Origin of the sequence: Spongiibacter pelagi, assembly GCF_014705705.1 — a bacterium.
Taxonomy (GTDB): Bacteria; Pseudomonadota; Gammaproteobacteria; order Pseudomonadales; family Spongiibacteraceae; genus Spongiibacter; species Spongiibacter pelagi.
The window spans coordinates 32,208-50,431 of sequence record NZ_JACXLD010000002.1 but is presented as its reverse complement, the minus strand read 5'-3'; the positions used below and the strand labels follow the sequence as shown (position 1 = coordinate 50,431).

The 18,224-nt window shown below is 51.2% G+C and carries 13 protein-coding genes; 7 read left to right on the top strand and 6 right to left on the bottom strand.

From position 1 onward, the window contains the following. The first annotated feature begins 26 nt into the window (after positions 1-26). The 4 genes from leuA (at position 27) to IB286_RS04210 (ending at position 7,802) form a co-directional block, all read left to right on the top strand. Positions 27-1,709 (top strand): 2-isopropylmalate synthase, encoded by a 1,683-nt coding sequence (gene leuA, locus IB286_RS04225; protein WP_190762835.1) that lies wholly within the window; start codon positions 27-29, stop codon positions 1,707-1,709. A 226-nt stretch (positions 1,710-1,935) separates the two neighbouring features. Beyond that, positions 1,936-4,434 carry a hypothetical protein gene (locus tag IB286_RS04220; protein WP_190762833.1) on the top strand — a complete coding sequence of 833 codons (2,499 nt, stop codon included), beginning with the start codon at positions 1,936-1,938 and terminating at the stop codon, positions 4,432-4,434. Positions 4,435-4,512: 78 nt separating this feature from the next. Beyond that, complete coding sequence (locus IB286_RS04215) at positions 4,513-5,823, top strand: OmpA family protein (RefSeq protein WP_190762831.1); 1,311 nt, start codon at positions 4,513-4,515, stop codon at positions 5,821-5,823. Positions 5,824-5,978: 155 nt separating this feature from the next. Beyond that, complete coding sequence (locus tag IB286_RS04210) at positions 5,979-7,802, top strand: choice-of-anchor I family protein (protein WP_190762829.1); 1,824 nt, start codon at positions 5,979-5,981, stop codon at positions 7,800-7,802. A gap of 179 nt (positions 7,803-7,981) precedes the next feature. Here IB286_RS04210 and sat read toward each other — a convergent pair whose 3' ends face one another. Together sat and cysC are read right to left on the bottom strand one after the other, a co-directional pair. Continuing rightward, positions 7,982-9,169, bottom strand: coding sequence for a sulfate adenylyltransferase (sat, locus tag IB286_RS04205; RefSeq protein ID WP_190762827.1), 1,188 nt, complete (start codon positions 9,167-9,169; stop codon positions 7,982-7,984). A 43-nt stretch (positions 9,170-9,212) separates the two neighbouring features. Further along, on the bottom strand, positions 9,213-9,824 hold the full coding sequence (cysC, locus tag IB286_RS04200; protein WP_190762824.1) for an adenylyl-sulfate kinase: 612 nt from the start codon (positions 9,822-9,824) through the stop codon (positions 9,213-9,215). A 143-nt stretch (positions 9,825-9,967) separates the two neighbouring features. Between cysC and IB286_RS04195 the strand changes: the two genes are divergently transcribed. Next, positions 9,968-10,852 carry a LysR substrate-binding domain-containing protein gene (locus tag IB286_RS04195; RefSeq protein ID WP_190762822.1) on the top strand — a complete coding sequence of 295 codons (885 nt, stop codon included), beginning with the start codon at positions 9,968-9,970 and terminating at the stop codon, positions 10,850-10,852. Here IB286_RS04195 and IB286_RS04190 read toward each other — a convergent pair. The 3 genes from IB286_RS04190 to trmH all read right to left on the bottom strand — a co-directional run bounded on the left by IB286_RS04190 (position 10,825) and on the right by trmH (position 13,862). Continuing rightward, positions 10,825-12,000: a sulfotransferase family protein gene (locus tag IB286_RS04190; protein ID WP_190762820.1), complete on the bottom strand. Its 1,176-nt coding sequence runs from the start codon at positions 11,998-12,000 to the stop codon at positions 10,825-10,827. The genes IB286_RS04195 and IB286_RS04190 overlap by 28 nt on opposite strands. Next, entirely contained in the window at positions 11,997-13,094 is a 1,098-nt protein-coding gene (locus tag IB286_RS04185; RefSeq protein WP_190762819.1) for a DUF1214 domain-containing protein, read from the bottom strand. The genes IB286_RS04190 and IB286_RS04185 overlap by 4 nt, the downstream gene beginning before the upstream one ends. 78 nt (positions 13,095-13,172) lie before the next feature. Next, positions 13,173-13,862, bottom strand: a complete 690-nt coding sequence (gene trmH, locus IB286_RS04180; protein ID WP_190762817.1) for a tRNA (guanosine(18)-2'-O)-methyltransferase TrmH — start codon at positions 13,860-13,862, stop codon at positions 13,173-13,175. Positions 13,863-14,062: 200 nt separating this feature from the next. Between trmH and IB286_RS04175 the strand changes: the two genes are divergently transcribed. Both IB286_RS04175 and IB286_RS04170 read left to right on the top strand, forming a co-directional pair. After that, on the top strand, positions 14,063-15,169 hold the full coding sequence (locus tag IB286_RS04175) for an acyl-CoA dehydrogenase family protein (RefSeq protein WP_190763581.1): 1,107 nt from the start codon (positions 14,063-14,065) through the stop codon (positions 15,167-15,169). Positions 15,170-15,344: 175 nt separating this feature from the next. Further along, a complete protein-coding gene (locus IB286_RS04170) occupies positions 15,345-17,543 on the top strand; it encodes a TonB-dependent receptor (RefSeq protein ID WP_190762815.1) in 2,199 nt (732 codons plus the stop codon). 101 nt (positions 17,544-17,644) lie between these two features. On the opposite strand, the gene IB286_RS04165 is transcribed toward IB286_RS04170, so the two are convergent. Continuing rightward, positions 17,645-18,049, bottom strand: a complete 405-nt coding sequence (locus tag IB286_RS04165) for a nuclear transport factor 2 family protein (RefSeq protein WP_190762813.1) — start codon at positions 18,047-18,049, stop codon at positions 17,645-17,647. Between the last annotated feature and the right edge of the window lie 175 nt (positions 18,050-18,224).

The window sequence follows — 18,224 nt, the reverse complement described above, 5'->3', positions numbered from 1 at the left end:
CCGTTTATGAAAAGAGAGCATCAACCATGAGCTTTGACCATCGCAAATACCAGGCCGCGCCACGCCCCGAACTGTCTGATCGGCAATGGCCCAGCAAAACACTGAGCACCGCCCCCGACTGGTGTTCGGTAGACCTACGCGACGGCAACCAAGCTCTGGTCGAACCCATGACAGTGGAACAAAAGCTGCGGATGTGGGATTTACTGGTCAAAATTGGCTTCAAAGAAATTGAAGTCGGCTTCCCCTCTGCCTCTCAGCCCGATTTCGACTTTGTGCGCGCCCTGATCGATGGCAACCGCATCCCAGAAGACGTCACCGTACAGATTCTGGTGCAAGCCCGAGAAGAGCTGATTGCCCGTAGCTTTGAAGCCCTGAAAGGCGCTAAAAAGGCCATCGTGCACGTTTACAACTCCACCAACCCAACCCAGCGCCAAAAGGTGTTTGGCTTGGATAAGGCGGGAATTAAGGCAATTGCGGTACAGGGCGCACGCTGGGTGCGCGACTACGCCGCGGAAAACCCGAACACCGAATGGGCATTTCAATATTCACCCGAGAGCTTTAGCCTGACGGAAACCGACTATGCGGTAGAAGTCTGCGATGCAGTTATTGCCGAATGGCGCGACAGCGGCAAGCCGATGATTATCAATCTGCCCGCCACAGTGGAATGTGCCGGCCCCAATGTATTCGCCGATCAGGTGGAATACTTCTGCCGCAACAGCCAGTACCGCAGCGAATATCGCGTTTCTCTGCACACCCACAACGACCGGGGTTGTGGCGTTGCCGCCGCCGAACTGGGCATTTTAGCGGGCGCCGATCGCATTGAAGGCACCCTGCTCGGCAATGGTGAGCGCACCGGCAATATGGATATTGTCACCATGGCGATGAACTTCTACAGCCAGGGTATCGACCCCCAACTGAATATGGCGGATATGGACGAAATTATCGCCGTCGTTGAACACTGCACCAATATCCCACTGCACCCGCGCCACCCCTACGCCGGTGATCTGGTCTTCACCGCCTTCTCCGGCAGTCACCAAGACGCGATTAAAAAGTGTATGGCGGTGCAGGAAAAAGACGGTCTCTGGGATGTGGCCTATCTGCCCATTGATCCCGCCGATCTGGGCCGCAGCTATGAGGCGGTTATTCGTATCAACAGCCAGTCTGGCAAAGGCGGCGTGGCTTGGGTGCTGGAAAATGACTACGGCCTGCAACTGCCGCGCTGGATGCAAATCGATGCCAGTCGCAAAGTGCAAGCCCATGCCGAAGCAATTTCCGGGGAAGTTAGCCCTGCGCAAATCTGGCAGGTATTTGAGCAGAGTTATCTGCAAGCCAGCGAACAAAGCGCGCTGCAAAACTTCAGCCTGAAACAGGACAATAGCGAAAATCAGGGCCGAGACTACCTGAATCTGCATTTCACCCTGAATGGCGAGAACACCTGTTTAGAAGGCAGTGGCGATGGCGCCATCAGCGCCCTGACCCGCGCTTGGCAGCTTCACTTTGGCGATAACATCGAAATACTGGACTACAGCGAACACGCCATGCAGACCGGCACCGATGCCAAAGCCATCGCCTATGTGCTGATTTCAATTAACGGCCAGCGCTATATTGGTGTTGCTCACAATCGCGATGTGGTCAGCGCCTCGCTACAAGCGGTGCTGAATGCCGCCAGCCAGTCACAGATCAGCGCATCCGTGGCCAAAGCAGGCTAAAAACCAATCTATACCCCACCGGGGTTTAAAAAGATTGTGCCCAATAAAGGAAGCTTTGATTAATGTAGCGAGTGCAGTAATTAATCAGAGCTTCCTAGATATTGCTGTGACACAGCTCATCTAACAGCTAATTCTAGCCCGCCAATATTGTGTTTAATTGCCAATTACGTACACTACCGTAGGTATATTCCCCTAATACTTATAATGCCGCTTCGGGAGGCACCCAATGAAGTTTTCGACCCTTCCCCTGATTTTTTCCTTAACAGCGGGTGTGCTCACTGCCTGCGGCGGAGGCGGCGGTGCCAATAGCCCAGATCGCCCCAGCCCACAATTGGATAAAACTTCCTTAGAGCTAGTTTTTTATAGCGAACAGCTACAAGCAGGAAGAGATAGCAATGGCTACCCCCAAGCTGTACTTTTTGGAAGTGGCAAACACGACCTCCAAGTTGTTTTGCAGGGAACCCAAACTGATGGAGTTCGTACAAACCTTGAACCTATTTTAAACGTTAGTGCAAGCGCGACTTGGACTCTTACAGACGAGGCTGGCGGCAGTGTCCCCAATGTTAGGGACGAAGTTTTAGCAGAAAAGGCCGCGTCAACTCAGAGTGATCCCTTAATCGGCGATCATATGGAAATCTCTAGTAAAGCTGAGCTCACAACAAGTGATACCCAGTACACCCTCCGTATCAGTGCAAAATACGAGGATGTCACCAAATACGGCACCATCAAAGTAATACCTCCCCAATTTAAATTAAAACCTCGAATAAATAATCCTAGTCCAATTTTTATTAACCATCTTGAACAAGATGCGTCAGAAAGAGAGTTCTTTACTCAGAAGGACGACACTATTTACAAATTCGAAGGAGCTGACTTTCCGGGCGGCGCTAGCGAAGATCAGAGTTCTACCGTCAGATTCTGCTCTAATAGAGAAGATATTGTTAGCTTTCAACAATCAAATACCCCAGGCAAACCAGCAACCGCGACCATCAGTTCCCCATTTACTGATCCAAATGACCCTACACCTGAATCCGTAAGTATTAATATTTATACTGTTGCTATTAATAGTGACTGCGACTCAGGCTCAGCTATTGCAGAGCAAACTGTGACAATAACCCCAGCCACGCTGGAAAGCATGGATATTTGCGCGATAGTGAATCCAACTTCATCAACGTGCAAAATTGAAACCGGCAGTTACGTCGGAGATGACCTAGAAGAACAATGCCGCGGCCTAGACCAAAACAGTATCGCGGTACCTGCTGCTCAAAAACTGCAAATGGTAGCGAGACTCAACTACACTATTGCAGGTTCCGGCAATATTGGTACTAAAGACCTGTGTTTCACTACTGAGCAAAACACCGACCGAGACCTGCAATGGGCAGCTAACTCCAACAGCATCTTCAGCACTGGCCAAGAACTCAATGCCACCGGCGGAGCAACCTTGCTTAGCCGAGATGGTTATAAAGATCTAACGACAAATCAAAAAGTCAGTACCGTAACAGCCCGCTTTTTTAAAGATGAAAATTTACTCGAGAGTGACCAGCTCACACTGAATTTAGTCGATGCCGAAGTGACTGCGCTTGAAATTGTTCGCACAGACGGCGTCACCGTTGCAGACGGCGAAAATGACTACATCGGATTTACCACGCTTGGCACCACCATTCCCTACCAAGCCAACTGCACCTATTCCGTCGAAGATGGCGCCGATATCACTGAGCCCTGCAATGTAGCTTGGAGCCTAAGCCCAGCTGGCATTTTGGTTTCCAGCTCATCAACTGGCACCACTACGGTAGTGAGAGAAGCGCCAAATCGCACTACCTTCGGGCAAGTAAGCCTTAAAGCCAGTATTAACGATGGATTCAGTCAAATTAATGCTATTCGCTTAATTGACACTGCCGAGGATGAACTTCTAGAACTACATCTGCTTCGTGATATTGATGGCGAGCTATCTGTAGATACTTTCTCCTGCTTAGGCCGCGACGACCTCACTGGCAGTCTCGCCGACGGTACTAATCTATTACCCGGCTCCTTGACCTATCAGGCTCTTGCTAAATTTAACAGCACACCCACAACAGTTGAAGTCAACGCACTACCAAAAGTCACTGCCGTTCCTTCGGTAATGTTTACCGCCGTTAATGGCTATTCCGATGGTGAAGGCGGCTGTGTTACCAGCCCTGATCCAAGCGGAACCGTCTCTCCTGATGACAACCCATTTAATCCCGGCCCTGCCGCCAGCTTTGGTGGTGAGGCTGCCGGCTATCCGAAAAACGAGCTGCGACCTAATGGCTTCCTGCGCCTGAATACCGTATGTCTGCAAAGCTATGTAGAAATTGATGGCCAAGAAGGTATCGGTGAAACTGACATTAGCAGCGCAGAAACCACCACCGTATTGGTACTGCCGGTTGAAGATGAAACCCTGCTCACTGGCAGCAATGGACTCTGCGAGCAATTTGAAACCGCAATCGCTCAAGGCGTGCCTGTAGACCAACTATTCCAACTGTTTTATGGCCTAGGCTATATCGGCGATACCGTGCTGTCGCAGCTTGATAGCAACGTGCCGACAGAGGATATTCTGGCAGCTATCATTAGTGGCGAGTTCTCAACATTAAATGAAAACTTCCCCGACTTTCCAGCCGGGCTGGGCACGATCACCTCGGCCCTGATTGGAGATGAAGGTGCGCTCACAACTTTAATTGACCAACTTACGGGCTTCTTTGGAACCCCTTAATTAAAACGAAAACCGAGACAGTGCGGCTTAAAAGAGCCGCACTGAATTAAAAAAAACGGGTGCTACAGGAGATTACACATGCGCAACTGGCAAACCTGCCTTTTGGCCGCAAGTTTAACGAGCGTCAGTCTTAACGGTCTGGCGCAAGTAGAAGAAAAACATTTTGATGACCGCTGGCGCATTCATGGCATGGCCGGCGTTAACTTTGCCGACAAAGACGACTTTGACACCGGCACCGAATTCAAAATCGGTTTAGGTAAACCGCTTAGCCGCTACATTATGTTGGATGGCCAGCTAAGCCTCAGCACTCTAACCACCGACAAAGACGATGATTACGAGCGCATGGCAATGGGCTTGGATTTTCTGTTTTTCCCCGGCGGCGCCTTTGATCTCGAAGCCAATAAACTCCAGCCCTATATCGGTGTCGGCCTGACTTACCACGAAGTAGACTTTCTCAACGTTACCGAGAACAACTACGGTGGCGATCTGTTGGGCGGTCTGCAATACGAAATGGACAAAGTCACTCTGCGTGCTGAAGTTCGTTATCAAGTCGACAAAATCGGCGAGACCGAAAATAGCAGCGGCGTCACCGTATTACAGGACGATGATTTTTATACCTGGGGGGCGATGCTCGGTATTTCCGTGCCCTTTGGCGACAAACCCAAACCCTATAACTGGGATGATGACGGCGACGGCGTTCCCGATCGATTAGACCGCTGTCCAAACACCCCTCGCGGCACCCCTGTTGATAGTCACGGCTGCCCGCTGGATAAAGACGCCGACGGCGTTCCTGACTTCCGCGATCAATGCCCCGACACCCCCGCCGGCGCCAAGGTCAATGCCGATGGCTGCTCATTGGATCACGACGGTGATGGCGTACCTAACGATATCGACCAGTGTTTAAACACACCGCGCGGTGAACCCGTTGATAGCCGTGGTTGCGCGCTGGACAGCGATAAAGACGGCGTGCCTAACAAAATTGATATCTGCCCCAACACCCTGCCGGGTGCCAAGGTAAATTCACAGGGCTGTGTAATTTCTCAAACTGTTGAACTCAAAGGTATCCATTTCGACTTCAACTCCAAGCGCCTGCAGCTAGACTCCAAGTCGATTCTGCGTCAGGTGGCGGAATCCCTGAAACAGGAGCCTTCGGTCAATATCGTGGTGGCCGGCCATACCGACTCTGTCGGCTCGGATGAATACAACTACAATCTGTCGAAAAATCGTGCAGAGTCTGTAGTGGCGTATCTGGTTGAACAAGGTGTCGCTCCCTCGCGCCTACGCGCGGTCGGCTACGGCGAAACCCGCCCGATTGATGACAACAATACTGAAGAAGGCCGCGAGCGCAATCGCCGGGTTGAGCTGCAGCTTACCAGTCAAAATCGGTAATTCACGGTTTAAACAGTAAGGGCGCCTCGGCGCCCTTTTTATTTTGTCGTCACCCTTCAGCAACAAATCAGCAATCTCTCCGCAATAATTCAGCAATAGCCCCGTAACCCTTTTTAGCGATCCTTAGGTAGTTTATAACTGATAGGGATTGCCCCATGTTTCTGAGTAAAAAAACCGCGCTCGCCGCGCTGGTAAGTTCAAGTTTATTGCTGACCGCCTGTGGCGGCGATGATGGAAAAGATGGTGCCACAGGGCCGATGGGCGCCCAAGGCCCCGCCGGAGCACAAGGCCCTGCCGGCCAAAACGCCACCGACTCCAGTATTTTCCTGAGCTTTATGGGTCGTTTTGAAACCGAACAATTCGACGAATCAGCCGCAGAAATTGTCGATTTTGATGCCGCGACTCAACGCGCCTTTGTAGTGAATGCCCAATCGGGTCAAGTTGATATTCTTAACGCATCAAACCCTGCGGCCCTGACTAAAATTTCTTCTTTGGATGTCGCTGCTGATGTTGCTAATGCGATTAATGACATCACTGCCGCCGAGCTCGGCGCCGCAAACAGCGTTTCGGTAAATGGCGGCATTGTTGCCGTCGCCATTGAAGCCAGCCCCAAACAAAACAACGGCTATATCGCCTTCTACCAAACTGACGGCACTTTTGTCTCGGCGGTTGAAGCTGGCGCCCTGCCCGATATGGTGACCTTCACCCCAGATGGCCAAAAAGTGCTGAGCGCCAACGAAGGCGAGCCCAATGGTGATTACTCAATCGATCCTGAAGGTTCGGTCACCATCGTTGATGTTTCCAATGGTATTGCCAGTTTGACGGCTGCCAATGTAACCCAGCTGACCTTGGGCACCGTTACTCAACATGGCGATGTCCGCATCTCCAGCAAGTCCGACAGTGTCGGCCAAGATTTAGAGCCTGAGTACATTACCGTTTCTGCAGATAGCCAAACCGCCTATGTGGCCCTGCAGGAAAACAATGCGATTTTAAAAATCGACCTAGCTACCGATACGGCCACTGGCATTTATGCATTGGGTTATAAAGATTTCTCTATTCCCGGCAATGAGCTGGATGCCAGTAATAGAGATGATGCGGTTAATATTCGCAACTGGCCGATCTTCGGCGTGTATATGCCAGACAGCTTAGATAGCTATGAATTTAATGGCACCACCTACCTGCTCACCGCCAACGAAGGTGATGGCCGTGAATACCTGACCGATGCCGTAGATGCGCTGGATTGTACAACTCAAGGTGGTTACGACTTTGATGGCGGTGATTGCTTCCACTATCTGGATGAAATCCGCATCAAAGATATTGAAGACGATGGCGCGACTTTCGATCCCGATTTACTGGCGAAATTACCCGCTGATTTCCGTGAAGATGAAAAACTCGGCCGCCTGAAGGTGATCGCCAACTTGGGCACCACCGGTCTCTGCACCACACTGGCTGAGACAGGCCAGCCCTCGGTAGATTGTAGCTACACCAATCTATATGCCTACGGCGCACGTTCTTTCACTATCTGGAATGCGGAAACCATGAAACCGGTTTACGATTCCGGCAGCGATTTTGAAGTGATCACCGCGAACCGTCTGGGTCTGGAAAACTTCAATGCCAGCAACGACGACAACGAAGGCGATGACCGCTCAGACGATAAAGGCCCAGAACCCGAAGCTATTGAAATCGGTGTCGTTGAAGGTAAAACCTACGCCTTTATCGGCCTGGAGCGTGTTGGCGGCATTATGGTGTACAACATCAGCAACCCTGAATCGCCACGCTTTATTCAATACATCAACGAGCGTGATTTCAGCATTGCCGATGTAGAAGCCGATTTGGATCAGGTGGGCGACCTTGGCCCTGAAAGTATTAAGTTTGTGAGCGAGGCAGATAGTCCCACTGGTAAGCCGATGATTATTGTGGGTAATGAAGTCAGCGGTACTACTTCGTTCTTCGAAATCGACGTCGTAAGTAACCCCTGATTAATTACTGCGTTTGCAATCTTAGTCGCCACTAAATAAAGGCACAAAAAAACCGCAGACTGAGCTGCGGTTTTTTTTGTTTTCAATACTGAGATTTAATATTTTTACTTGGATTTCAATACTCTTTGAAACCTCTTATTAACGTAACGAAAGCAGTAGTTAATACGAGGTTTCTAGGATTAACCTTCGATCTGATAATAATCCATCAAAATCTGAGCAACTTCAGGACGAGAAAACTCTGGTGGTGGCGCAATACCATTGCCCAGCATTTCACGCACTTTAGTCCCAGACAGCAGCACAAAATCATCTTTGCTGTGATCTGGCGCATCACGCATCATCACTACGCGATTCAGCTTTTTAGAATACGCGGTGTGGTCAGCGCGGTAGATTTCAATTTCCAGCGCACCGGCGGGCACTTTCTCATCGAAAATAGTTTGGGCATCAAAACCGCCGTAGTAATCACCCACACCGGCGTGGTCGCGACCCACAATCAGGTGAGTACAGCCACAGTTCTGGCGGAATACCGCGTGTAGAACCGCTTCACGTGGGCCGGCATACAACATGTCGAAACCGTAGCCGGTGATCATCACGGTGTTTTTGGGGAAGTATACTTCCACCATTTTACGAATCGCCGCATCGCGCACATTGGCAGGAATATCACCCGCTTTCAGTTTGCCCAGCAACATATGGATCAAAATACCGTCGGTGCCCAGATCTTCCATGGCCATACGGCACAGTTCTTCGTGCGCGCGGTGCATCGGGTTACGGGTTTGGAAAGCGACTACTTTCTCCCAGCCGCGCTCGGCCATCTCATTACGGATTTCAACCGCAGTACGGAAAGTATCGGGGAAATCACCTTGGAAATAAGAGAAGTTCAACACCTGAATGGGGCCAGACAGCAACACATTTCCCAGACCTTTAAAGGTCGCCACGCCGGGGTGGTTAGGGTCTAGGGTGCCGAAAATATTTTCCGCCATAAAGTCGATTTGCTCATCGCTTACCGACTCCACCTTGGCGACATCCATAATCGCCAGAACAGGATTGCCTTCCACATTGGGGTCGCGCAGGGCAATGCGCTGACCAGCTTCAATGCCTTGTGCATCCTTGATCAGGTTAAGGATAGGCACAGGCCAAAACAGGCCATCAGCCGTGTGCAGTTTTTCGGCAACGCTCAGAGCGTCTGCCAAATCCATATAGCCTTCCAGCGGGGTAAAGTAACCTGCGCCCAGCATTACCGCATTGGCGGCAGCAGCTGAACTAATCAGCAGCGAGGTCAGAGTTTCTGCTTCGGCATTCAAAGCGTGGTGTTTTTCAGTATCGTAAACAAACAGCGGTTTTAATTGGTCAGCGCCGTGGGGCTTAATCATGGTGTGGCTCCGTAAACAAATCGCAAAAAATTATCAGTGTTTTTTAGATGATGCCGCGTTCGCTCAGCACCTTCAGCAAAGTCTCAACTTCTTGTTCCAGACTCATTTCGTGGCTGTTCAGTACCAACTCAGGCTGCAGTGGAGCTTCGTAAGGATCATCAATCCCGGTGAAGTTTTTGATCTCACCCGCGCGGGCTTTTTTGTACAAACCCTTGGGGTCGCGCTCTTCGGCTACGGCCAACGGCACATCGACAAACACTTCGATAAAATCCATCTCGCCGTCTTTGTGCAGCTCACGCACCAAATCGCGATCTGCGCGGTAAGGGCTCACAAAGCTAGACAGCGTAATCACGCCGGTGTCGACAAACAGCTTGGAAATTTCGCCGATACGGCGAATATTTTCAGCGCGGTCTTCGGCGCTAAAGCCTAGATTTTTGTTAATGCCTAAACGGATATTGTCACCATCGAGGCGATAGCAAAGATGGCCTTTCTCGGTCAGGGCTTTTTCCAGCGCCACCGCTACGGTGCTCTTGCCACTGCCAGACAGGCCGGTAAACCAGAGGGTAGCGCCCTTTTGCTTAAGCAGAGCATTGCGGTCTTCGCGGCTGACTTCGCCGTCGTGCCAGTGAACATTGGTTGCCTTGACGTCGGTCATGGGGCTCTCCTGAAAATAAATGACAGATAAATGCGTGAATGGACGCATCATAGGCAGCGGACAAGCTCTTGTAAAATGGGTTATTATTCTAAGCAGTATCGAAAATATTAATACTTAACCATCCGATTCAAGGAAGCTGATTCATGCGCTATACCCTGCGCCAACTGGAGATTTTTCTGGCGGTGGCCCGCTATGAAAGCGTATCGAAAGCCGCCAAAGCCTTGAACCTCTCCCAATCTGCTGCCAGTGCGGCGCTACAGAGTTTAGAGAGCCAATACGGTCTGAGCCTATTCGACCGCCACGGCAACCGGCTCAGCTTAAATCCTATCGGTCGCGGCCTGCGACTAGAAGCGGAAACCCTATTTAATCACTGCCGGGAATTTGAGCAATCCTTGCTGCGCCACGGCGAGCTGGGTCATTTACGGATTGGCGCCAGCTTTACCATTGGCAATCACCTTGTGGTGCGCTATCTGCCGCAATATCTAGAGCAGTTTCCCGAAGCGGAAGTAGAACTGGAAACCGCCAACACCCCGGAAGTGGTGGCCAAAGTGCTGAATTACGAGGTTGACCTGGGCATGATCGAGCGGGAAATTCATCACCGTGATTTAGAGCTGATTCCCTGGCGCGAAGATGAGCTGCAAGTATTTTGCGCCAGCGACCACCCCTTGGCAGAAAAGAAAAAACTCAACAAACAAGATATTCTCGACGCCCGCTGGATTCTGCGCGAGGCCGACTCAGGGGCTCGTTACACCTTCGACCGGGCGATGGATGAACTCCTGCCCAAACTGAATATTTTTCAGGAATTCCGCCACAACGAGGCGATTAAATCGGCGGTGGAATCCGGACTGGGGATCGGCTGTTTATCTTCGGTGGTATTGGCGCGGGATTTTAGCCGGGGCAGCCTCGTTCCTCTGGAGCTACCCCAACGCAATTTGCGGCGGCGTTTCTACTTTGCCCTGCCCCGTAAACGCCACCACCGCACGGCGGTTGAGCGCTGGATTCAGCTCTGCTCCGCCGACTCGATATAAGCCCGGCGGTAATCGGCAAACTGCGCTTTCAAACCGGCCTCGCTAAAGCCAAATTGTTCCAAGGTGTAATCGTGGGCGGGGCGATCCTCCCGGCGATTCTCCTCACGAAAGGCTTCCATTGCCGTCTTCGCCTCAGCCGTAAATGGCATATTGATAAACTCATACACCGCTTCCAATGCGGTTAATGGATCGCTTACGGTGTCGCGATACCACACATCAATAAACGCATCGGGATGCTGATTTCGGGTTTCCAGAGTATGGGTCATTCCTCGGGCAAACTTGGCCGACCACTGCCGCCCCACTTCGACCGGGTCTACCGTATCACTGCCCAGTATCCACAAGTTGTAATTCATACTCGCCGCCGACGGAATGGTCTGCAATGGATCGCGGTGGGTTTGAATCAGTTTGGCATCGGGAAAAACTTTTAACAGTATCGCCGCGTGATGCAGGTGGTGAGGGGTTTTTAATAACCAGCGCTGAGCCTGCTGGCCGCCGCGTTTTTTCTGCCACTGCAAGCACTGCAATTGCCGCTTGAGGTATTCATAGCCCGGCGTATTGTCGTGGCTGTCTATCCACTGGGTATAGCTCGGCACATTAAAAAACGCATCGGGCATGGTGCTGTAAAAACTGTGTTCCAGCAGCATAATATCTTCGTCGGCCGCCACCGGATTCATTGGGTGAATCGCCGCCAATTCCGGGTTGGCTTCCAACATGGCCGCCACCTCCGCCTCGGCAGAAATAATACGCGGGTCTTTGCTATTAAAATCCCAATCCATTGGGGGCGCGGGGTTGCGCACCTCGTACCATAGCGGCGCATAGAAGCGGGTATCGCTGGCGAGAATACGGTGCAAATAGGTCGAGCCGGTACGCTGCAAACCCACAATCACCACTGGCGCAATAATCTCTTCATCGAGAATTTCAGGATGACGCGCAATCCAGCCCTCCACTCTCAAGCGATTAATCAACAGGTTGACGAGGCGCTCCTCCTGCCCGAGCCGGCCCATGTCGTTAAGATTGGCCTCTTCATTCAATGCGTGAACAAGAACCTCTAGAGGCTCTCTAAAACGATCATCACCAAAGTCCGAAAGCCCGGTCGCCTCTCGCGCCTTTTGCATTAAGCTGTCGATATTGAGCTTGTTATTGTTCATTTTAAATCGCCCTGTTTAATAACCGAACAACGTGGCTGAACCTGACGGTTTGCCCCAATCCAGCGAAACGCCATGGTGCCCTCGCCGTGCCCGGTGGTATCCAGCCAATTGGGCTGCCCCGGATCGCGGGCCGCCACCAAAATTCGCACACTGCCATCGGCCTGATAATGCGCCGTATGTTTATTCAAATGGATGTCCACGTAGCGGTATTCCAGTGATTCCATCCAGTAATTATTAAGTTGAAAATTCCAGTTTTCGCAGTCGGGAATTTCATCCAGCTCAATCAGCAGAATTTCATCCTCGGCCAGCTTGAAATAACTGTGATAGTAAAAAATATTGGGATCGCCACCGAGCTTTTGGCAGTAGGCCTGATCCGCTGGCGGCAAGGTATTCGGATGCGTTTTAAAACCCTGCGCCCAATCGGCAAATAAGGTCGCCGTGCCTTTTACAAAAGCGGCAGTGCGCTCAAGGTTTTGTTGAACTTGTTGTGGCGTTAACGGTACTGGCTTGGCGTTTTCTCTATCCAAGCGGGTAATGGTTAATTCCGCAGGGCGTTCGGTTTTGCGATCTAAAAAGGTCTGCCGCACCAATACCGCAATAGTGTCCTCGGTAATTGGCAGCCAGTTTCCGGCTTGCGGTGTGCGCGAGAGTATTATCTCGATAGTGCCATCGGCGTTCGCCGTTAAATTACCGTGGGTATCCAGCGACGACACCGAGCGCATATTGCTATCGGCTTCCTCATAACCTCCGGCAATGGCAATCAAACCGAGATAGGCAACGCTGCCCCGGGTACCGGAAATTTTATAATCGTATTCGCCATTAATTTCGGCGCGTTCATAAAGATTATCGGGATTGTCTGCGCCAATCTTGGCGGTTTCGTGAGAGGGACGATAAAAGCTGGGAAAGTCCCGGTCGTTACACTCCATAAACATATCAAGAGCAACGCGAGTCAGCCGGGTTAAATAACGCCAGCCCTCTGCGCGGCTCAATGGATCGTCCGCCGCCTCTGGTCTAAGAATTTGATCACCAGCTTGTTTCAATTCATCACAGAACGTCGCCCACGCCGCGCCGCTCATGACTTTGTCTTGCTCCATCAGCTACCACCTTATTATTTTTGAAAGAGTGTGGCATAGGCGATAGAGGCTGACATCACCAATTCAGGTGAATTGCGCTCAAGTTTGTTGGCGATTTTTGACTTGCTGATACCAGGCGGAAGGGTTGAGAATCTCACCATCTTCGCCGAGTTCGGGGTAGTCGAGCCCATTGGCCCGGCAATAATCTCGCACCTCGGGATGGGCCCATTCAAACAACGTGTGCTGATATTCAGCTGCGGGCAAACGAACCTGATCGTATAGCCCTGCGGCCTGCCGCTGGGCCTGTGCTTCCGCCAAGATAATGCCCGCCGCCACTGAAACATTATAAGACTGCACCATCCCCATCATCGGAATGGTGACCACCTGATCCGCTAGCGCTAAGCCCAGCTCAGAGATGCCGCGCTTTTCAGCGCCGAGCAATAAGGCGGTCGGGCGAGTGTAATCCGGCACATGAAAATCCACCGCGTCATCTGTCAGTGACGCGGCCAGAATTTGATAGCCCTGCGCTTTTAGGTCGAGCAGAATGGTTTCAATATCCGGCTCGCGCTTTACCTCAACCCAAGTGTGGCTGCCCATCGCCGTGCCGCGAAAGGCTTTGTAATCCTTGTCGTCAATCACCGCGTGAAGCTGGGCGATACCCGCCGCATCTGCGGTGCGCACCACCGCAGAAAGATTGCGTCCTTTATGAACATTATCAGTCACCACCGTTAAATCGGGCTGACGACGGTCAAGCACATGGCGCAGGCGTTGGTAGCGTTCAGGGGTCATAACTCTAATCAGGCAGAATCGATAAAATTTAGGCCCAGAACTTTAACCGCAGCGGCCTTCAGCATCAAATTTGGGAATTCAAAACCGTTTCACCGTCATGTGCGTACTGATAACATTGAGCCACTTTATCTCTAGCTAGACCAATTAGGAGACCCGCTGTGAGCACTATTCCAAGAACTGTTTACGAAGAAGAACATGAAATGTTCCGTACCTCGGTACGCAAATTTCTTGAAACCGAAGCCACCCCATTCCACCACCAGTGGGAAAAAGACGGCCACGTAGATCGCCAACTGTGGATCAAAGCCGGCGAACAAGGTTTCCTCAGCCCAACCGTACCGGAAGAGTTTGGTGGTGTTGGCGCAGATTTCCGCTACAACGCGATTGTGACGGAAGAAGTGGGCTATGCAGGCCTGACCGGTATCGGCTGGAGCTTGCACTCGGATATCGCCGTACCTTATGTGGTGCGCTACGGTACGCAGGCGCAGAAAGAACAATACCTGCCCGGCTGCGTCAGCGGCGAAACCATTATGGCTATTGCCATGACCGAGCCCGGCGCGGGTTCTGACCTGCAGGGTATTAAAACCACCGCGGTGAAAGACGGCGATGACTACATCATCAACGGCTCCAAAACCTTTATCACCAATGGTCAGCTCGCCAATCTTGTAATTGTGGTTGCCAAAACCGATGCCAGCGCCGGTGCCAAAGGCATCAGCCTGTTCCTAGTTGAGGACGGCACCCCCGGTTTCAGCAAGGGCACCAATCTTGAAAAAATCGGCATGAAAGCCCAAGACACCTCTGAGCTGTTCTTCCAAGACGTTCGCGTCAGCAAAGATCAACTGCTGGGCGAAGAAGGCATGGGGTTTGTGTACCTGATGCAAGATTTGCCACAGGAGCGTTTGAGCGTGTCTCTGACCGCCGTATCCAATGCCACGGCGACTCTGGAACAAACCATTAACTACGTTAAAGAGCGCAAAGCCTTCGGCAAAGAAATTGCGACCTTCCAAAACACCCAGTTCAAACTGGCGGAAATGGAAACCGAACTGACTTCTTGTCAGGTATTTCTCGACCGCTGTCTTGAGCTGCACGTAGACGAAAAACTGGACTCGGTGACCGCCGCAAAAATTAAGCTGCTGTCTACGGATTTGCAGTGCAAATTGATTGATGAATGTCTGCAGTTGCACGGCGGCTATGGCTTTATGTGGGAATACCCCGTTGCCCGCGCCTTTGCCGACTCTCGCGTTCAGCGAATTTACGCCGGCACCAATGAGATCATGAAACTGATTATCGGCCGCGACCTGCTGAAATAAGCTCCCCCTTTTCTACCTTCCAAAGCCACTCATTCGAGTGGCTTTTTTTGCCTAATAGATCACTTTTCACAAGCTCAAATTTGATCCCAAGCCTAATCCCAAACAAGGATGGCTGGATAATCTCCAGACTTTTACTATCTTCTTTGCTCATACTAATAAAACGGGGAAACGCCCAATGATAATAAGCAAGAAAACACCGCTGGCTATTGCCATTGCTGTAGCCGGTGTCGTAACAAGTGGACACACTCTCGCCCAAGACGCCAAACCCGTACTAGAAGAAGTACTGGTGACCGCGCAAAAGCGCGAACAAAATCTGCAAGAAACCCCCATTTCCATCTCCGCCTTTGATGCCCAAGCGCTAAAAGATCAGGGCATTGCCGATATTGAAGATGTCAGCAATTACGTACCCAATGTACAAATTGCCGAATCCCCCGGTGGTAGCACCGGCGCCACCATCGGTATTCGCGGTTCGGTCACCGTCAACCCAGCGATCACTTGGGAACCCACCGTCGGCATCTATATGGACGGCGTATTCATCGCGAAAAACGTGGGTGGTATTTTTGATGTTGCCGAACTGGAGCGCATAGAAATTCTGCGCGGTCCGCAAGGGACGCTTTACGGTAAAAACACGGTCGGCGGCGCAGTGAATTTGGTCACCCGCAAACCGGGCGACGAGTTTGCCGGCACCGTAAAAATTGGCGGCGGCAATTTCGGCTATACCGAAGGCTTTGTAAGTATTGATAGCGGCGTGTTGGCCGAGCAATTACGCGTCAATGTCGCCGTGTCAAAAAAGGATCGCGACGGCTTCTACAACAACACCTCGGTTGATCCCCAAGCCGCTGATAAATTCAAAGAACTGGATTCCACCGCCGCGCGTTTGGCCGCCGCTTATCAACTCAGTGAAGCACTGGAAATTTATTACACCTACGATTGGGCCAACAAAGATAACACCCCTTCTTTCCCGCAATACGAACCAGCAGGCAGCAAAACCGAGCGCCGTAAAAATGGAGCAGTTAACGGCGTAAAATACGACAAATCAGAGAACAACGGCCATGCTCTACATATCAGCTACGATATGGGCGATATGATGCTGAAATCGATTACCGCCCTGCGTGAAATGTCATTTGATGATAGCAATGACTACGACGGCAGCGATTTCACCGGCTTCCATGCGGAGCGCCACGTGGAGCATGAGCAGTTATCCCAGGAGTTCCAGTTGGTAGGCAGCATTGGCAGTGTCGATATTGTTGGCGGCCTGTTCTACTTCAATGAAAAAGCCGATATCGACAACCCCTACTTTGCCTACGGCCCGGCGAACCCTCCCACGGCCCCCACCGCAACCAATAACCGCATTAATAATTTCTACGGCAGTGAAAGTACCTCGATCGCTATCTTTGGTCAGGCGGACTGGCATATCACCGAGCAATTAACGCTGAGCGCCGGCCTGCGCTGGACCGAGGAAGAAAAAGATCAGTATATCGAGCACGTGCTGGCCTATAGCGATGACGCGCTCACCGGCATTAACTTGGCCAGCGATGTCACACTGCTGCCCTACACCACCAGTAATGAAACGTGGTCGAATACCACGCCCAGCCTGATTATTAGCTATCAGCTTCAGGAAGACGTGAGTGTTTACGCCAAGGCGGCACAGGGTTGGAAATCCGGCGGTTTTAATGGCGAAGCTGACACGGCCGCTATTGCCCAAACCCCTTACGACGAGGAAACAGTGACGTCCTACGAGCTGGGTATGAAAGCGCGCAGCTTTAATCAGCGCCTGCAATCCAATATCGCCTTGTTCCAAAACGATATCGAAGATTTGCAGCTTTCTGAATTTGTCGGCGCGTCCGGGTACTCGCAGATTCAAAACGCCGGTCAAGCCACCATCCAAGGCTTGGAAATTGAAATCTTGGCGGCACTGGCCGAGGGCTTAAATCTGAACGTCAATTACGGCTATCTGGATGCGGAATACGACGAGTTCATCTCCTATGGCATGGACATTAAAGACTCGGCGAAATTTCCCTATACCCCAGAGCAGAAAGCCAGTGTTGGTCTTGAGTATGTACGCAACTTGAGCGCGGGTGAGTTTAGTGCGCGGGTAGATTGGTCTTACACCGATGATTTTGATGTCTACCACGATAAAGACGCCGCAGCGCTGACTACGGTTGAGGCCTTTGAAGTGGTTAATGCCCGTATCAGCTTGTCGGAAATTGCCTTGGGCAAAGGAAATACGCGCTTGGAAATGGCCCTGTGGGGTAAAAATCTCACCGATGAAGAATACCGCCTAAATGGTATTCCCTTCACCCAAGCGGGTTATGCGGTGAACTACTACGGCGACCCAAGAACTTACGGCGTTGAGGCCAGCCTGAGTTTTTAAGTCGCATCAGGCTCACAGTACAAGGTCAGCAGTTGCTGGCCTTTTTTATTATTTAAGGAATAGATATTTCAGGAATAGACAATTTCTGGACTAAACAAAAATTAGCCTAACTGGCTGGTGACAGCATCGTAGTCCCAATAAGCGCGTAAGGAACAAATTTTCCCTTCGGCATTTGCCTGATAAAGCACCGCCATATCCACCGTGACACTCAAACCGCCTTCATAGGTGTTCACGACCTTCACCACATTGATACATTCATCACCGGCAGGAAATGACGACACAATCTGAAAATCCATACTGCCAGCGGCAATCACATTATCCCAAAAGGCGGCGATAGCGGCCTTACCACGATGCCCTTCCCCGCTCTGGTCGAGGGGCGACTTGCCCACCGGATCGCAAACCACGGCATCCTCGGCAAACAGCGCCAACCAATTTTCTTTATCCCCTGCTGAGGCATACTTTCCAGAATTGCGACTGGCTTCCAGCGCGAGTTGGGCATAGGACATACATGTTTTCCCGTGAATTCAAAATTAACAAAGACATACAAAATGGAAGAATAATGCGATTTGCAGTGTCTAATGTTCAGTTTCAGGTTTTCAGGGGCCGAGTAAACATCGGCCGAATGTATTAGAAGCCACCACCCCATTGCTTTATGCTTGGCCAAATTCACCTTACCTTAGA